Annotated in this window: 11 protein-coding genes; 3 read left to right on the forward strand and 8 right to left on the reverse strand. The window is 65.6% G+C overall.

Annotated features, from left to right (window positions below):
- Positions 1 to 202: 202 nt before the first annotated feature.
- Positions 203 to 784: a DUF6318 family protein gene (locus CIK75_RS11675; RefSeq protein WP_086999402.1), complete on the forward strand. Its 582-nt coding sequence runs from the start codon at positions 203 to 205 to the stop codon at positions 782 to 784.
- 185 nt (positions 785 to 969) lie between these two features.
- Positions 970 to 3,201, forward strand: a complete 2,232-nt coding sequence (locus CIK75_RS11680) for an NADP-dependent isocitrate dehydrogenase (RefSeq protein WP_096224343.1) — start codon at positions 970 to 972, stop codon at positions 3,199 to 3,201.
- A gap of 139 nt (positions 3,202 to 3,340) precedes the next feature.
- Here the strand turns inward: CIK75_RS11680 and CIK75_RS11685 are convergent, their stop codons facing one another.
- Genes CIK75_RS11685 through CIK75_RS11700 form a run of 4 tightly spaced genes read right to left on the reverse strand, consistent with a single transcriptional unit; the run spans position 3,341 to position 8,507 of the window.
- Positions 3,341 to 4,975 carry an ABC transporter ATP-binding protein gene (locus CIK75_RS11685; RefSeq protein ID WP_096224344.1) on the reverse strand — a complete coding sequence of 545 codons (1,635 nt, stop codon included), beginning with the start codon at positions 4,973 to 4,975 and terminating at the stop codon, positions 3,341 to 3,343.
- Positions 4,972 to 5,823 carry an ABC transporter permease gene (locus tag CIK75_RS11690; RefSeq protein ID WP_096224345.1) on the reverse strand — a complete coding sequence of 284 codons (852 nt, stop codon included), beginning with the start codon at positions 5,821 to 5,823 and terminating at the stop codon, positions 4,972 to 4,974. The genes CIK75_RS11685 and CIK75_RS11690 overlap by 4 nt, the downstream gene beginning before the upstream one ends.
- Positions 5,824 to 5,828: 5 nt before the next feature.
- Positions 5,829 to 6,818 (reverse strand): ABC transporter permease, encoded by a 990-nt coding sequence (locus CIK75_RS11695; RefSeq protein ID WP_086999993.1) that lies wholly within the window; start codon positions 6,816 to 6,818, stop codon positions 5,829 to 5,831.
- A 27-nt stretch (positions 6,819 to 6,845) separates the two neighbouring features.
- Positions 6,846 to 8,507 (reverse strand): ABC transporter substrate-binding protein, encoded by a 1,662-nt coding sequence (locus CIK75_RS11700; protein WP_086999410.1) that lies wholly within the window; start codon positions 8,505 to 8,507, stop codon positions 6,846 to 6,848.
- Positions 8,508 to 8,699: 192 nt separating this feature from the next.
- Here CIK75_RS11700 and CIK75_RS11705 point away from each other — a divergent pair, with 192 nt between their 5' ends.
- Positions 8,700 to 9,710 (forward strand): bile acid:sodium symporter family protein, encoded by a 1,011-nt coding sequence (locus CIK75_RS11705; protein WP_086999994.1) that lies wholly within the window; start codon positions 8,700 to 8,702, stop codon positions 9,708 to 9,710.
- A gap of 86 nt (positions 9,711 to 9,796) precedes the next feature.
- On the opposite strand, the gene CIK75_RS11710 is transcribed toward CIK75_RS11705, so the two are convergent.
- The 4 genes from CIK75_RS11710 to CIK75_RS11725 all read right to left on the reverse strand — a co-directional run bounded on the left by CIK75_RS11710 (position 9,797) and on the right by CIK75_RS11725 (position 15,087).
- The gene (locus CIK75_RS11710) at positions 9,797 to 10,897 is read right to left on the reverse strand and encodes a sugar-binding protein (protein ID WP_086999412.1); all 1,101 of its coding nucleotides are present in this window, start codon (positions 10,895 to 10,897) and stop codon (positions 9,797 to 9,799) included.
- Between the two features lie 44 nt (positions 10,898 to 10,941).
- On the reverse strand, positions 10,942 to 12,210 hold the full coding sequence (gene mmsB, locus CIK75_RS11715) for a multiple monosaccharide ABC transporter permease (protein ID WP_086999414.1): 1,269 nt from the start codon (positions 12,208 to 12,210) through the stop codon (positions 10,942 to 10,944).
- 53 nt (positions 12,211 to 12,263) lie between these two features.
- Positions 12,264 to 13,823: a multiple monosaccharide ABC transporter ATP-binding protein gene (gene mmsA, locus CIK75_RS11720; RefSeq protein ID WP_086999416.1), complete on the reverse strand. Its 1,560-nt coding sequence runs from the start codon at positions 13,821 to 13,823 to the stop codon at positions 12,264 to 12,266.
- Between the two features lie 73 nt (positions 13,824 to 13,896).
- Complete coding sequence (locus CIK75_RS11725) at positions 13,897 to 15,087, reverse strand: ROK family transcriptional regulator (protein WP_096224346.1); 1,191 nt, start codon at positions 15,085 to 15,087, stop codon at positions 13,897 to 13,899.
- Between the last annotated feature and the right edge of the window lie 80 nt (positions 15,088 to 15,167).

Genomic DNA, 15,167 nt, shown 5'->3' on the forward strand with positions numbered 1-15,167 from the left:
TTCGTTCGTTGGTGCCTCGAAGAAGACCCGAGGACTGGAACATCATACCGACTGCTGTGAGCTCGGACACGGAGGAGCCGCGGAAACCGCGGAATGTGGCACATCCCACAACTGGTGGCCTGAGGCAACGGGATATGGTGGCGGTGACGGACGCCACGGCGGCCGTCGGCAACGACCATCACCACTTCTGGAGTCATCGCATATGAAGTTCCCCCACGTCCTGGGCGCCGGTATCGCCGTCGCTGCAGCTTCCCTGGCCTTGGCCGGCTGCGCCGCCGGTGAACCGGCAGCCGATTCGTCCTCCGCCGCCTCCTCGACCGAGGCGGCGATCCCGGCGCCGGAGACCAACGAGCAGATGAAGGCCGAAGGCGCCGACGGACTCTCGGCGACGACGTACTACTACTACGAGGCCATGTCCTACGCCCTGCAGACCGGCAAAACCGATGACATGCTCGCGGTCACGCAGGACTGCGCCGAATGCGAGAAGGCCGCCGGGGCCATCGCCCACGTCTACGACGACGAAGGCACGATCGAGGGCGGGCAGCCCAAGCCGCAGGACGTGGTCGCCGTGGGCAAGGCCGACCAGGACGGCCAGCTCAGCGCCGTGGTGCCCTATATGGAAGACGCCAAAAAGGTCCTGGACAAGGACGGCGAGGTCGTCGAAGAAACCGAATGGGATGCCGAAGGCACCACCTACACGGTGACCGGCACATACGACGACGGTGCCTGGAAGATCACCTCGCTGAAGCACACCCCTGACGCGAGTGCACCAGAGGAAGAGTAGTACCCGGGCGGTCCGGTCCTTCCCGGACCGGGAACGGCGTCGCTACCCCGGTTGGAGCGGGATGCCGGCGCCGTCGTTCGCCTCCGAGGAATATGGGCTCACGGGCCCTCTCGGGTAAGTTGGATACGTTGAGATCATCACGTTGATCTCCCCAAACCGTTGACCTTCAGGGAGATGCCTCACCCATGGCAAAGATTATCTACACCCACACCGACGAAGCGCCGATGCTGGCCACCTATTCCTTCCTGCCCGTCGTCGAAGCCTTCGCCTCGACCGCCGGCGTCGAAATCGAGACCCGCGATATTTCGCTGGCCGGCCGCATCATCGCCCTCTTCGGTGACTTCCTGACCGAGGACCAGCGCCAAAGTGATGCGTTGGCCGAACTCGGTGCCTTGGCCCAGACGCCCGAGGCGAACATCATCAAGCTGCCCAATATCAGCGCCTCCATGCCGCAGCTCAAGGCGGCCATCGCCGAACTGCAGTCGCAGGGCTACGCCCTGCCCGACTACCCGAACAACCCGTCCTCCGATGAGGAAACCGATATCCGTTCACGCTACGACCGCATCAAGGGTTCCGCGGTGAACCCGGTACTGCGTGAGGGAAACTCGGACCGCAGGGCCCCGCTGTCGGTGAAGAACTACGCCCGTAAATACCCGCACTCCATGGGCGCCTGGTCCGCGGATTCGAAGACCAACGTCGCCACCATGGACGGCGGGGACTTCCGGGCCAACGAGAAATCGGTGGTCATGGAGGCCGACGACCAGATCGAGATCCGCTTCACCGCCGAAGACGGAACCGTGAAGGTCCTGAAGAAGGCCTTCGGAGTCCTCAAGGGCGAGGTCATCGACGGAACCTTCATGTCGGCAGCGCAACTCGATACCTTCCTGGCCGAGCAGGTAGCCCGCGCCAAGGAAGAAGGCGTGCTCTTCTCAGCCCACCTGAAGGCCACCATGATGAAGGTCTCCGACCCCATCATCTTCGGCCACGTCGTCAAGGCGTTCTTCCCCGACCTCTTCGCCACCTACGGTGAGGACCTCGAAGCGGCAGGCCTGAGCCCCAACAACGGCCTGGCAGCGATCCTCGGCGGACTCGACGACCTCTCCGAGACGGTGCGCGACGGCGTCAAGGCCGCCATCGAGGACGGGCTGGCCAACGGTCCGGGAATCGCCATGGTCGATTCGACCCAGGGCATCACCAACCTGCACGTCCCCTCGGACGTCATCGTCGACGCCTCCATGCCGGCCATGATCCGCACCTCGGGCCATATGTGGGGAGCGGACGACGGCGAACACGACACCCTGGCAGTGCTCCCGGACAGCTCCTACGCCGGCGTCTACCAGGCGGTTGTCGAGGATTGCCGTGCCAACGGCGCCTACGATCCGACCACCATGGGCACGGTCCCCAACGTCGGGCTCATGGCCCAGGCGGCCGAAGAATACGGCAGCCACGACAAGACCTTCGAAATCACCGGGGCCGGCACCGTGCAGGTCGTGAACTCCGCAGGCCGGGTCATCATCGAGCACCAGGTCGAACAGGGCGATATCTGGCGCGCCTGCCAGACCAAGGACATCCCGATCCGCGACTGGGTCAAGCTGGCCGTCACGCGCGCCCGCGCCTCCGAGACTCCGGCGATCTTCTGGCTCGACGAGACCCGTGCCCACGACCTCAACCTCATCGCCAAGGTCAACGACTACCTGGCCGATCATGACACCGAGGGTCTGACGCTGAAGATCATGGCCCCGATCGAGGCCACCGCCTACACCCTGGAACGTTTGCGTCGGGGCGAGGACACCATTTCGGTGTCGGGCAACGTGTTGCGTGACTACCTGACCGACCTGTTCCCGATCCTCGAGCTGGGCACCAGCGCGAAGATGCTGTCGGTGGTCCCGCTCATCAACGGTGGCGGCCTGTTCGAAACCGGCGCCGGCGGTTCGGCACCCAAGCACGTGGTGCAGCTGCTGCAGGAAAACCACCTGCGCTGGGATTCGCTCGGAGAATTCCTGGCCCTGGCCGAATCCTTCGCCCACCTCTCCACCTCCACGTCCAACGCCCGCGCCCAGGTGCTGGCCGACACCCTGGACGCGGCCACCGGGACGTTCCTGCTCCAGGACAAGTCGCCCAAGCGCAAGGTCGGGGAACTCGACAACCGGGGCAGCCACTTCTACCTGGCCATGTACTGGGCCCAGGAGCTGGCCCGTCAGGAAGAGGACGCCGAGCTGGCGGCCGCCTTCGCCGAGATCGCGAAGGACTTCGTGACCCACGAGGATGACATCAACGCCGAACTGCTCGGCGTCCAGGGCTCGCCCGTGGAACTGGGCGGCTACTACCGTCCTTCCGATGAGAAGGCCCGGACGGCCATGCGCCCCTCGGCCACGCTGAACCGGGTCCTGGAGTCACTGGTCTCCAAGCTCGGCTGACGCGGTCGCCACCGGCCCTGCCGATGGCCCCCGGCAAGACCACGACGGCGCGTGGCCCGATGCACATCATCGGGCCACGCGCCGTTTGTGGTGCCGGGGGCTCCGCGACTGCTGCCGAGGCCGGCCGGGCAGCGGTGGCCTAGCTGGTGCGCAACGTGGGCGAGGCCGCCAAAAGGGCCCGCGTATAGGGGTCCTGCGGGTTGGCGAAGATCTCCTCGGTGCCCCCGGCTTCGACGACGCTGCCGTGATGCATCACCGCCAACCGGTCGCTGACATGCCTGACGACGGCCAAATCGTGGGAGATGAACAGATACGCCAGCCCGAACCTGGCCTGCAGGTCATCGAGCAGGTCAAGGATCCTGGCCTGCACCGAGACGTCCAAGGAAGACACCGGCTCATCGCAGATCAGTACCCGCGGCCCCGGAGCCAAGGCCCTGGCGATCGCGACGCGTTGGCGTTGCCCGCCGGAAAGCGTTCCCGGATGCCTTCGGGCCAGTGCCGGCTCAAGCCCGACCAGCTCCAGCAAGGAGGCCGGATCCTCGGCGCCCCAACCGACATCGGCGGACCTGGCGGAGAGGGCATCGGCCAAGATGGCACCGACCTTGCGGCGTGGATCAAAGGAACTCAACGGGTCCTGGTACACGGCCCCGAGCAGCGGTCGACGGGGCCTGCGGCCGGCTTCCTTCCCCGGCACCCAGGGCTCACCGAAAAGCTCGACACTCCCGTCCTCGGGCTCCTCCAACCCCAAGAGGATCCTCGCCGTCGTACTCTTGCCCGAACCGGAGGCGCCCACCAGCCCCAGCGTCCGCCCGGGCTCCACCCGCAGACTGATATCGTCGACGGCCCTGAACTTTTCGCCGCCCTTCAGGGTGAAGGATTTTGAAAGGTTCCGTGCCTCCAACACCGGTGGCAACACTGCCGGCACCTTCGGCGTCGACAGCTTCGTTGACGCGGTGGTGGCGGCCGGTTCCTGTACCGCCGCCGAAAGCCGGGTGCCGCGGGGACGACCTGCGGGGACGGCGCGCAGGAGCATTTTGGTGTACTCGTGCTCCGGCTGGGAGAGGACCTTGGAGGTGGGCCCCTGCTCGACAATCCTGCCCTGACGCATGACGGCCACCCGGTCAGCCACCGAGGAGACCACCGCCAGATCGTGGCTGATCAGCAGCAGCGACGAACCCCCGGCCCGTAATCCGCCCAACACCTCAAGGACCTGGGTCTGGGATTCGGCGTCGAGGGCGGTGGTGGGTTCGTCGGCGATGAGCAGATCCGGATCCAACGCCATGGCTGAGGCCATGAGCGCGCGCTGGCGCATGCCGCCGGAGAGTTCCCCGGCCCGCCGCCCGGCATCGTCGGTGTGCAGCCCCATCGATTCCAATAATTCGGCGACCCGACGGCCCCGGGCCGCGACCGACAAGGAAGTGTGGAGGCGCAGGGAGTCGTCGATTTCCCGGCCGATCGTCCGCAAGGGGTCCAGCGAGACCAGCGCATCCTGCAGGACCAGCCCGATCCGGGGTCCGCGTAGGCGGCGCCACTGCCGGCTGGTGGCGGCGGGCAGTGCCGTGCCGTCGAACTCCATCCGGTGGGCTCTCACCCGGGAGGAGCCGCCCGTCAGGCCCAGCAGGGCCCGGGCGGTCACGGATTTCCCCGAACCGGATTCTCCCACCAGGGCCAGGCATTCGCCCCGCAGCACCTCCAGATCGACGTCGTGCACCACCTGTGTGCCGCCGAAACCGACCTGGAGTCCCTGGACCCGCAGGACTGGTGGCGCGCTCATGCGCCCACCGTCCGGCGTTGAAGGGATCTGCCCAGGACGGTGCTGGCCGCCGCCGTGGCGACAATGGCCAGGCCCGGGAAGAAGGTCATCCACCAGGCAGAGCCCAGGTAGGTGCGTCCGGCGGCGAGCATGGCCCCCCATTCGGGGGCAGGCGGTGCCTCACCGAGGCCGAGGAAGCTCAAGGCCGAAGCCCAGATCACCGCTTGGCCGACGCCCAAGGTGGCCAGCACCAGAACAGGCCCGAGCGCGTTGGGCAGCAGATGCCGCACCAGGATCCGGGCCGGATGGTGGCCCAGCACCCGGGCCGCCTCGATCATGGCCGAACCGCGCAGGGATCTGGCTTGGGAGCGGATGATGCGGGCATAGCCGGGAGCCGTGGTCAGTCCGACGGCGATGATCGTGGTGGACACTCCCGGCCCGGCGAGGGCGATGAACACCAGGGCCAGGAGCAGTCCGGGCAGGGCGAGCATCACCTCGACGATGCGCCCGATTCCTGCGTCGAGCCAGCGTCCGCCCAGACCCGAGGCCAGACCCAGCACCAGCGCCAACCCCAAGCCCAAACCGGTGGCTGCGGCCCCGATGAGGAGCGAGGGCCTGGCCCCGTGCACGATGCGCGAATAAATGTCCCGACCCGATTCGTCGGTACCCAACCAGTGGGAGAGGGAGGGGCTGGAGAAGGCGGCACCAGGGTCGATGGCCAACGGGTCGGTGGGAGCCAACCACCAGGGCACGAGCGCGGCGAGGACCAGGAAGAACGCGGTGGCCGCGGCGATGACCGGCAGCAGGAGAGCCGGGCGCAGCCCGCGGCGCAGGGCAGCACCCCGCGGGGTCGTGGTGGAGGACGGCATGGCGCTCACCTCGTCCGGATCCGCGGGTCGATGGCCCGTTCGGCCAGATCCGATAGGGCCATGACCACCACGTAGGCCAGTGCCGAAACCAAGGCGACCCCGGTGACCAGCGGGACATCGCGCAAGGTGACCGCCTCGAGCAGGGTGCGCCCCAACCCGGGGCGGGCGAAGATCGATTCCACCACGACGGCTCCGGAGACCAGGGACCCCAACGCCCAGCCGGAGAGCGCCACCCCGGGCAGCGCGGCATGGCGCAGGGCATGACGGAGGACGACGCCGGCCTCGGACTCTCCGCGGGCGCGGGCCGAGAGCGCGAAGGGGGAGTTCAGCGCGGTCGCCATCGACTCACGCATGACTTGGCCCAAAAAACCCGCCAGGGGCAGCGCCAGGGTGACGATCGGCATGATGAGCCCGGCGGCCGTACCGTTGCTGACCGGTGGCAGCCACCGCCACGCGCTGGAGAGGAGCAGCACCAGGACCGATCCGAGCCAGAAGTGAGGTACCGAGGCCGCAGCGATTTCCAGGGCCGAGCCGACGGCGGCCGCGCCCCGGCCGCCCAACCCCGAATAGAGGGCGAGCCCCAACGCGATGAGCCACGCCACGATCCAGGCGCCGGCGGCCAAGCCCAGCGTTCCGGGCAGTTGGGCGGTCAAAACGTCGATGACCGGGACCTTCAGCGAATACGAGGTCCCCAGGTTCCCGGTGGCCAGATGCCCCAAGAGGGTCAGGTATTGAACCCCCACGGGCCGGTCGAGTCCGTATTCGGTGCGGGCTGCTTCGAGGGCTTCGGCGGAGGCCTGCGAACCCGGCCCACCCATGATCGCCTCCGCCGAGTCGCCGGGGATGAGGCGGATGGCGACGAAGATCAGTGTGGCCACCGCCCAGAGCACGAAGACCGCTGAACCGGCACGGCGAGCCAGCCAGAGACCAGCGGGGCGCCACCAGGTCGCGGCGCCCCGGCTGGGGCGTCCGGCGAATGTGGAGTCCGCTATCATCTGCCCGGCCATCCTCCGGCGTCGTTCCTAGTTCGCTAACCAGGCGTCGTGGAACGTCGGGGAAGCCACCGCGGTCATCGCCCCGACGTCGTGCAGATCCGTGCTGTACAGGAAGTGGTTCTGCTGGTCATACAGGGGCAGGATGTAGTGGCCTTCCAGGACGATCTTTTGCGCTTCGGTGTACTTGGCCTGGCGCTGGTCGGCGTCGGTGGTGGCGCTGGCCTCCTCCAACAGGGCATCGAGCTGCTGGTCCTTGATCTGGGCATGGTTGGCGAAATAGCCCGACGGGGCAGGGACCGTATTGGAGGAATGGAAGAGGATGGACAGCACGTCGGGGCCGACCTTCGTATACGGGGCGCTGACCAGGTCGTAGTGATTTTCGCCCAGGACGTCGTACCAGCTGGAGAGGTCCAGCAGGTCGAGTTTGACCTCGAAGCCGACCTCCTTCGCCGTGGCCTGCAATTGCTGGAAAAGTGACTGTTCGGCCGGAACCGACTGGTTGGTGCTCACCGGGAAAGTCAGTGACAGGCGTTGGCCATCCTTGCTGCGGTACCCCTGCCCGTCGCGGTCGGTCCAGCCGGCCTCATCGAGCAGCCGGTTGGCGTGTTCGGGATCCTGCGTGAAGGCGGATTCATCCGAGTAGCCCATCGGTTCGACGCTGGACAGCGCCGAAAAGGAGCGCTCTGCCGTGTCAAAGAACAACGAGGAGAGCCCGTCCTCGACGTCCACCGCGCGGATGAAGGCCTCGCGAACCTTCTCGTCGTTGAACGGGGCCCGGGAAGAGTTCAGCTCGATGCGGTTCGAGGCGCCCGGGCGCGGGGCATCGAGGTGACCGATGGTATCGGCGTCCTCGGCGGCCTTGATGGTATCGGGCTGGGCATTGTCGATCATGTCCACCGTGCCCGATTGGAGGGCGGCATAACGGGTGGCGGCCTCGGGGATGAACTTCCAGGTGATGGCCTCCAGATGGGCTGGCCCCGCATGCTCGGCGGTATCCACCGGGACCTGGTAGTCCTCGTTGCGGGTCAGCTCGACGGAGTCCTGCTTGGTCCACTTCTTCACGGTGAAGGGACCGGTGCCCACGGGGGAGGCACAATTATCGGCCTGGCTGCGCTTCAGCGCCTTCCCGGATTCGATGGCGACCCAGGGCATGGAGAACGATTCCAACAGGGCCGAATCCGGGGCTGAAAGGTGCAACTTCAGGGTTGAGTCATCCACGACGTCCATGGTCTTGATTTTCGCCACCGCCAAATAACCGGTGGAGGAAGCGGTGTCGGGGTCCTGCAGATGTTCGATATTGGCCTTCACCGTGGCAGCGTCCAGTGCGGTCCCGTCGGTGAATTTGATGCCCTCGCGCAGTGAAAGAGTCCACGTCAGTCCGTCCTGGGAAGGTTCGGCCCCGGAGGCCAGCCACGGGACGATCTTTCCGTCGTCGTCCTTGGTGTAGAGGGTTTCGAGGTACTGGCCGGCCAATAAGGCCTGCGGATAGTTCCCACCCACATGCGGGTCCAGGCAGGTTGGTTCGGCGTCGCCCGAGGCATACACCAAGGTCCCACCCTCGACCGGGGTGTCATCGGCGGCCGAACCTCCGGGATCACCCGAACCGGCGCAACCGGTCAGGACGAGAAGGGTGGCGAGCAGGGACGCGGCGATCGATGCCGGCCGTGCGGGACGGGGGACTACGGGCATGGGTGGGACTTCCTCGACAGGTGCTGGGGCACCGGCACCCGGTGATGGCGGGAGCGCGGCGGACCACGCTGATGCGCGGGATGCCCCACCAGCCTAAAGCAGGGGAGCCCTGCCCTGCGGTGGCGTGGGACACACTGGCCACCCCAAGTCATAATTATCGGGCTCGGGAGGAGGTTTGGAACGATGGTTTCCATGTCAAGCACACCTGAAGGACCCCACGGGCCGCATGCACGGTCAACGACGACGATCGAGCCTGCGGGGACGGCGAACCCCGCCGAAGAACGCAGTGCCCGGATCGCGGTCACCCTGTTCCCCCTGTTGATTCTCGCGGGTGGGGCGGTGGCCCTGTTCTTCCCGGCCCCCTTCACCGGGCTGGCTCCGCTGATCAACCCGGGGCTGATGCTCATCATGTTCGGAATGGGCCTGACCCTGACCCTGCCCGACTTCTCCCTGGTGGTGCGCCAACCGTTGCCGGTGCTGTTGGGGGTGATCGCCCAATACGTGATCATGCCGCTACTCGGGCTGGGGGTCGCCACGCTGCTGGGGCTGCCGCCGGCGCTCGCGGCGGGGGTCATCCTGGTGGGTTGCGCCCCGGGAGGGACCTCGTCGAACGTGGTCACCTATCTCGCCAAGGGCGATGTTGCCCTATCGGTGACGATGACCAGCGTGTCGACGCTGATCGCCCCGATCTTCACCCCGCTGCTGACCCTCTGGCTGGCCGGACAGTACCTTCCCGTCGCCGCCGGGTCGATGGCCGTCTCGATCGTGCAGATCGTTTTGATCCCGGTGGTGCTGGGCCTGATCGTGCGCACCTTCGCCCCGCGGTGGGTGGCCGCCATCCTGCCGGCACTGCCCTGGGTCTCGGTCTTGGCGATCACCTTTGTGGTCATCGCCGTCGTCGCCGGTAGCGCGGAGGCCATCTTCAGCGCCGGGCTGCTCATCCTGGCGGCTGTCATCCTGCACAACGGGCTGGGCTACCTGGTCGGCTACGGCGCCGCACGGCTCTTCGGGTTGCCGATCCCTTCCCGCCGAACCATGGCCATCGAGGTGGGGATGCAGAACTCGGGGCTGGCCGCCGGCCTGGCCAAGACCTATTTCGCGCCCGAAGCAGCCCTGCCCGGCGCCGTGTTCTCCGTCTGGCATAACGTCTCGGGAGCGATCTTGGCGGCGATCTGGCGGCGCAGCAGCTCCCGTTCGCACTAGAGATCGCCCCAGCACCCCTTCAACAGGGGAAGGGAGGACGACGACGGGTGCCGTCGTCGTCCTCCCTGTGTTTCAGCGGGGGTCCGCTACTTCGTGAGCGGGCCCAGCACCGGATCGTTCACGTAGGCTTCCTTGACGTTCTTCTGGGTGACGATCTGCGGCTTGAGCAGGTACGCCGGGACGACCTTGGTCCCGTTGTCGTAGGAGTCGGGGTCGTTGACCTCGACCTCCTTGCCCTGCTGCAGGTCCTGGACCATGGTGACCGAATGCTCCACCAGGGCACGGGTGTCCTTGTTGATGGTGGAGTACTGCACGCCCTTCATGATGGACTTCACCGATTCGACCTCGGAGTCCTGCCCGGTCACCACGGGAACGTCCTTGCCGGCCGCCTTGACCGAGGTCAGGGCGGCGCGGGCCAGGGTGTCATTGGGGGAGAGGACCCCGTCGAGGGTCTTGGAGCCGGTGTAGGTGCCGGTGAGCAGGGTGTCCATGCGCTTCTGTGCGTTTTCCGCTTTCCAGCCCTGGGTCACTGCCTGCTCGAACTTCTGCTGCCCCGAGGCCACGGTGACCGTCTTGTCCTTGATGGCCGGCTTCAGCACGTCCATGGCACCGTCGAAGAAGACCTGGGCGTTGGCATCGTCGGGGGAGCCGGCGAGCAGCTCGATGTTGTAGGGGGCCTTGCCCTTCTTCTCCTTCAACCCGTCCAACAGGGCCTGGCCCTGCAGCTGGCCGACCTTGAAGTTGTCGTAGGCGACGTAGTAGTCGACGTCCTGGGTGTTCAGCAGCAACCGGTCGTAGGCGATGATGGTGGCCCCGGCTTCCTTGGCGGCCTTGAGCTGGTTGCCCAGCTGGGCTCCGTCGATGGCACCGACGATGATGACCTTCGCGCCCTTGGAGATCATGGCGTTGATCTGGTTCTGCTGTTCGGCGACGCCGCTGTTGGCGAACTGTACGTCGGGCTTGAAGCCCTTGTCCTTGAGGTCCTTATTGAACAGGTTCTCGGCCAGGACCCAGTTCTCACTGGTCTTCTGCGGCAGGGCGACACCGATGGTGGCTCCCTCGTCGAAGCCGGAGGCGGATTCCCCGGCGGCGTCGGCCCCGGCATCCTGCCGGCCGCAACCGGTCAATGCCAGCGCGGCGATCGCCGTCACCGCGGCGAACTTGGTTGCTTTGCCCATGATCTTCATTGGTTTCTCTTTCTGATGGTGCGGGTGGAGCCGGATGGAAGGTGTCAGGCAGAGGTCGAGACCTTCTCCGGAGTGGAGGGGAGCTCATCGTCCGCGGGACGGTTGCGGGAGGACAGCCCCCGGGTCAGCAGACCCGTGATGGAGGGCTTGCCCTGGGATTTGTTGTAGACATCGAAGGCGACGGCCGCCAGCAGCACCAGACCCTTGATGATCTGGGTGGCATCGGCGCCGACACCGAGCAGCTGCAGGCCGTTGTTCAGCACGGCCATGACCAGGCCGCCGATGATCGAACCGACCACGGTCCCGACACCGCCGGTCACTGCCGCACCGCCGATGAAGACCGCGGCGATCGCGTCCAGCTCCCACATGTTGCCATCCGAGGGACCCGAAGCGGTGGAGCGGGCGACGAAGATCATGCCGGCCAGACCGGCGAGGACCGCCATGTTCATCATGACCAGGAAGTTGACCTTCTTGGAGCGGACGCCGGAGAGCTCGGCTGCATGGCGGTTGCCGCCGACGGCGTAGATATGGCGGCCGAAGACCGTGCGTGAGGAGATGAAGCCGTAGATGATCACCAGGCCGATCAGGATGATGCCCGGAATCGGCAACGAGGTCCCCGGCCTGCCGGTGGCAAAGAGATACGTGGCGTAGAGGATGGCGGCGCTGATCAGGGTCAGCTTGGTGACCTGCACCCACAAGGGCGGCACCAGGGCGCCGAGTCGGAGGGCCTTGGCACGACCACGTAGCGACATGATGACGACCAGGGCGACGGTGGACAGGCCGAGGAGGAGGGTGAGGTTGTTATAGCCGGTGTTGGGCCCGATCTCCTTGAGGTAGCCGGCACCGATGTACTGGAAGTCTTCGGGGACAGGGATCGTGTTGGATTTGCCCACGAACTGGTTCAGCCCGCGGAAGAGCATCATGCCCGCCAGGGTCACGATGAAAGCGGGGATCCCGACATAGGCGACCCAGAAGCCCTGCCACGCCCCGATCACCACGCCCAGGGCCAGGCCCAACAGGATCCCTGCCCAGGCGGGAAGCCCCCAGTCGCGGATCGCTATGGCGACGGTGACGCCCACGAAGGCGGCGATCGAACCCACCGAGAGGTCGATGTGCCCGGCGATGATGACCAGCACCATGCCAATGGCCAGGATGAGGATATAGGCGTTGCCGTTGAGTAGGTTCATCAGGTTGCCGGAGGTCAGGGTCACGCCTTCGGTCATGATCTGGAAGAAGACCACCAGGGCCACCAGGGCAAAGATCATGCCGAATTGGCGGGTGTTTCCGCCAAAGAGCTGCTTGATCGCGTTCATGTTGTGTTCCTTGGTTCGCGGGTGCGGGTAAGTGAGGAGAAGGGGCGGAGGGATCAGGCCGGTTGACGGGCCGAGGTCATCAGGCGCATCAGGTTCTCGGGGGTGGCTTCCTCGCGGTCCACCACCCCGGTGATGGCTCCTTCGAAGATCGTGTAGATCCTGTCGGAGAGACCGAGTAGTTCGGGCAGTTCGGAGGAGATCACGATGACTCCCTTGCCGGCCTTCGCCAGTTGTTGGATGATCCCGTAGATCTCGAATTTGGCTCCCACATCGATGCCACGGGTGGGTTCGTCGAGGATGAGCAGGTCGGGCTCGGTGAACATCCATTTGGCCAGGACGACCTTTTGTTGGTTGCCGCCGGAGAGCTTGCTGACGCCTTCCTGCACCGAGGGGGTCTTGATGCGCAGGGCCTTGCGGTAGTACTCGGCGACCTCGAATTCCCGGTCCCGGTCCACCACCTGGTGCTTGCTGATCTTGGCCAGGTTCGCCGAGACGGTGGTTTCCTGGATGTCGTCCAGCAGGTTCAACCCGAGGCTCTTGCGGTCCTCGGTCACATAGCCGAGGCCCGCACGGATGGCCTGGGCGACAGTGCGCAATTCAAGGTGTTGGCCGTTCATCGTCAGGGTCCCGGATTGGTAGCGTCCGTAGGAACGACCGAAGATCGAGCGGGCCAGTTCGGTGCGCCCGGCACCCATGAGCCCGGCGAAACCGACGATCTCACCCCGCTTGACGAAGAAGCTGGAGTCCTTGCAGACCATCCGGTCCTGGATCTGGGGGTGGCCGACGTTCCAGTGGGAGACCTCAAAGAAGGTCTCCCCGACTTCTGCACTGTGCTCGGGGAACCGTGATTCCAGGGTCCGACCGACCATCCCCTTGATGATGCGGTCCTCGTTGACCCCGTCGGCCTGGACGTCCAGGGTTTCGATGGTGCGTCCATCACGAATGATCGTGATGGAATCAGCCACCTGTTCGATCTCGTTGAGCTTATGCGAAATGATGATCGAGGTGATGCCCCTGCCCTTGAGCCCGCGGATCAGATCCAGCAGGTGCTGGGAGTCGGATTCGTTCAACGCGGCCGTCGGCTCATCAAGGATGAGCAGTTTCACCGATTTATTCAGTGCCTTCGCGATCTCCACCAGTTGTTGTTTGCCGACGCCGATCTCCTTGATGGGGGTGTCGGGATCATCGCTCAATCCCACCCTGGCCAGCAGATCCATCGACCGCAGACGCGCCGCGGACCAGTCGATCATCCCGAAACGGGTGGGCTCGTTACCCAGGAAAATGTTCTCCATGATGCTCAGCTCGGGGATCAGGGCGAGTTCCTGGTGGATGATCACGATGCCGGCCTCTTCGCTGGCATTGATGGTGCGGAAGGCCTGGACTTTTCCCTGATAGTGGATGTCCCCGGTGTAGGTTCCGTGTGGGTAGACCCCGGAGAGGACCTTCATCAGCGTCGATTTCCCGGCGCCGTTCTCCCCACAGACCGCGTGGATCTCTCCGACGCGCACGTTCAGACTGACGGCGTCCAGGGCCTTGACGCCCGGGAACTCCTTGGTGATCGAACGCATTTCCAGCAGATTCGGGGCGTGCTGCCCGGCAGGTGGTGTGTGCATGGTGCCCAGGGGCCTTCCAGTGGATAGTCGAGAGGATTCTTTGAGGCTCGCCGGTCGCTGACCGCCGAGGAGTCTAGGGGGCGCGGATCCCCACATGCTGGAAGGCCAATGCCGCGGCTCCCAGGGATTCTGCCCGTTCACTCAGTGATGACATGACGACGGTGGTGCTGTCTCCGACGATCGGGACGGCGTGGCGGTGCAGACCGCGTCTGATCGGTTCCAGCAAGAGATCGCCCAGACCGGTCAAGGGGCCGCCCACGACGATGACTTCGGGGTTGAGCAGGTTGGCGATATTGGCCAGTTCCTGCCCGACCGCCATGCCGGCGTCGTCCAGGACGCGGAGAACCGCCGAACCGCCGCCGCGTCCCTGCGCGACGATGTCTTCGGCCGTCTGGGGGGGATGTTCGGCCCCGGCCAGCAGGGTCGACATGATGGTGGTGGAGGCGACGGTTTCCAAGCAGCCGCGGTTACCGCAACGGCAGATCGAGCCGTGTTGCTGCACGGTCGCATGGCCGATTTCCCCGGTGATGCCGATATTTCCGTAGTAGGGGGAGCCGTTGATGATCAAACCGGCGCCGATGCCTGAACCGATTTTGATGAAGACGAGGTTATCCACCCCGTTATGCGGACCCCAGGTCACTTCGGCCAAGGCCCCGAGGTTGGCGTCGTTATCGACGATGACGGGGACGTCGAGGACTTCTTCGATACGTTCCTGCAGGTTCAGTCCCACCCATTCGGGCAGGATGGCTCCCTGGGCGACCGTTCCGCTGCGGCGGTCGATGGGGCCGGGGATGCCCACGCCGGCACCGATCAGGGTGCTGCGGTGGAGGTTGTTCTCGGCCAGCAGTTCGGTGACGAGCCGAGCTGCTGCGGCGATGCCTTCTTCGCCCTGGTGCCCGAGGGGGAGAATGATCGTTCTCTCGGCGATGATGTGGTAATTCAGCGAGGCGAAGACCACGCGCAGGTGGCGACGGCCGAAGTCGATGCCGACCCCGATGGCCCCGTCGTTGAGGAGTCGCACGTTCAGGGCTCGGCGTCCCGAACTGGTGGTGGGCTCGGTGTCGACGAGGCCGGAGGCCTGCATGAACTTCACGATATTGGAGACGGTGGCCGTGGACAGCCCGGTCTGCCGGGAGAGTTCGGCCTGGGTGGCGGGGCCGGCGAGCAGGCAATCGATCAGACGTTGCTGGTTCAGATGGCGCAGCGCGGACTGCGACCCGGGACTCCTTCGACCCGCTTGTGATCCAGCTCTCGTTTCTTGCATGGAGAAAAGTCTGCAATACGGAATCGTTGCCGTCAAGAAGTAAACGCAAAAAATGGAAAACAGATCATCTGTGTACGGAG

The sequence above is a fragment of the Glutamicibacter sp. BW78 genome (assembly GCF_002332245.1).
GTDB lineage: Bacteria > Actinomycetota > Actinomycetes > Actinomycetales > Micrococcaceae > Arthrobacter_H > Arthrobacter_H rhombi_A.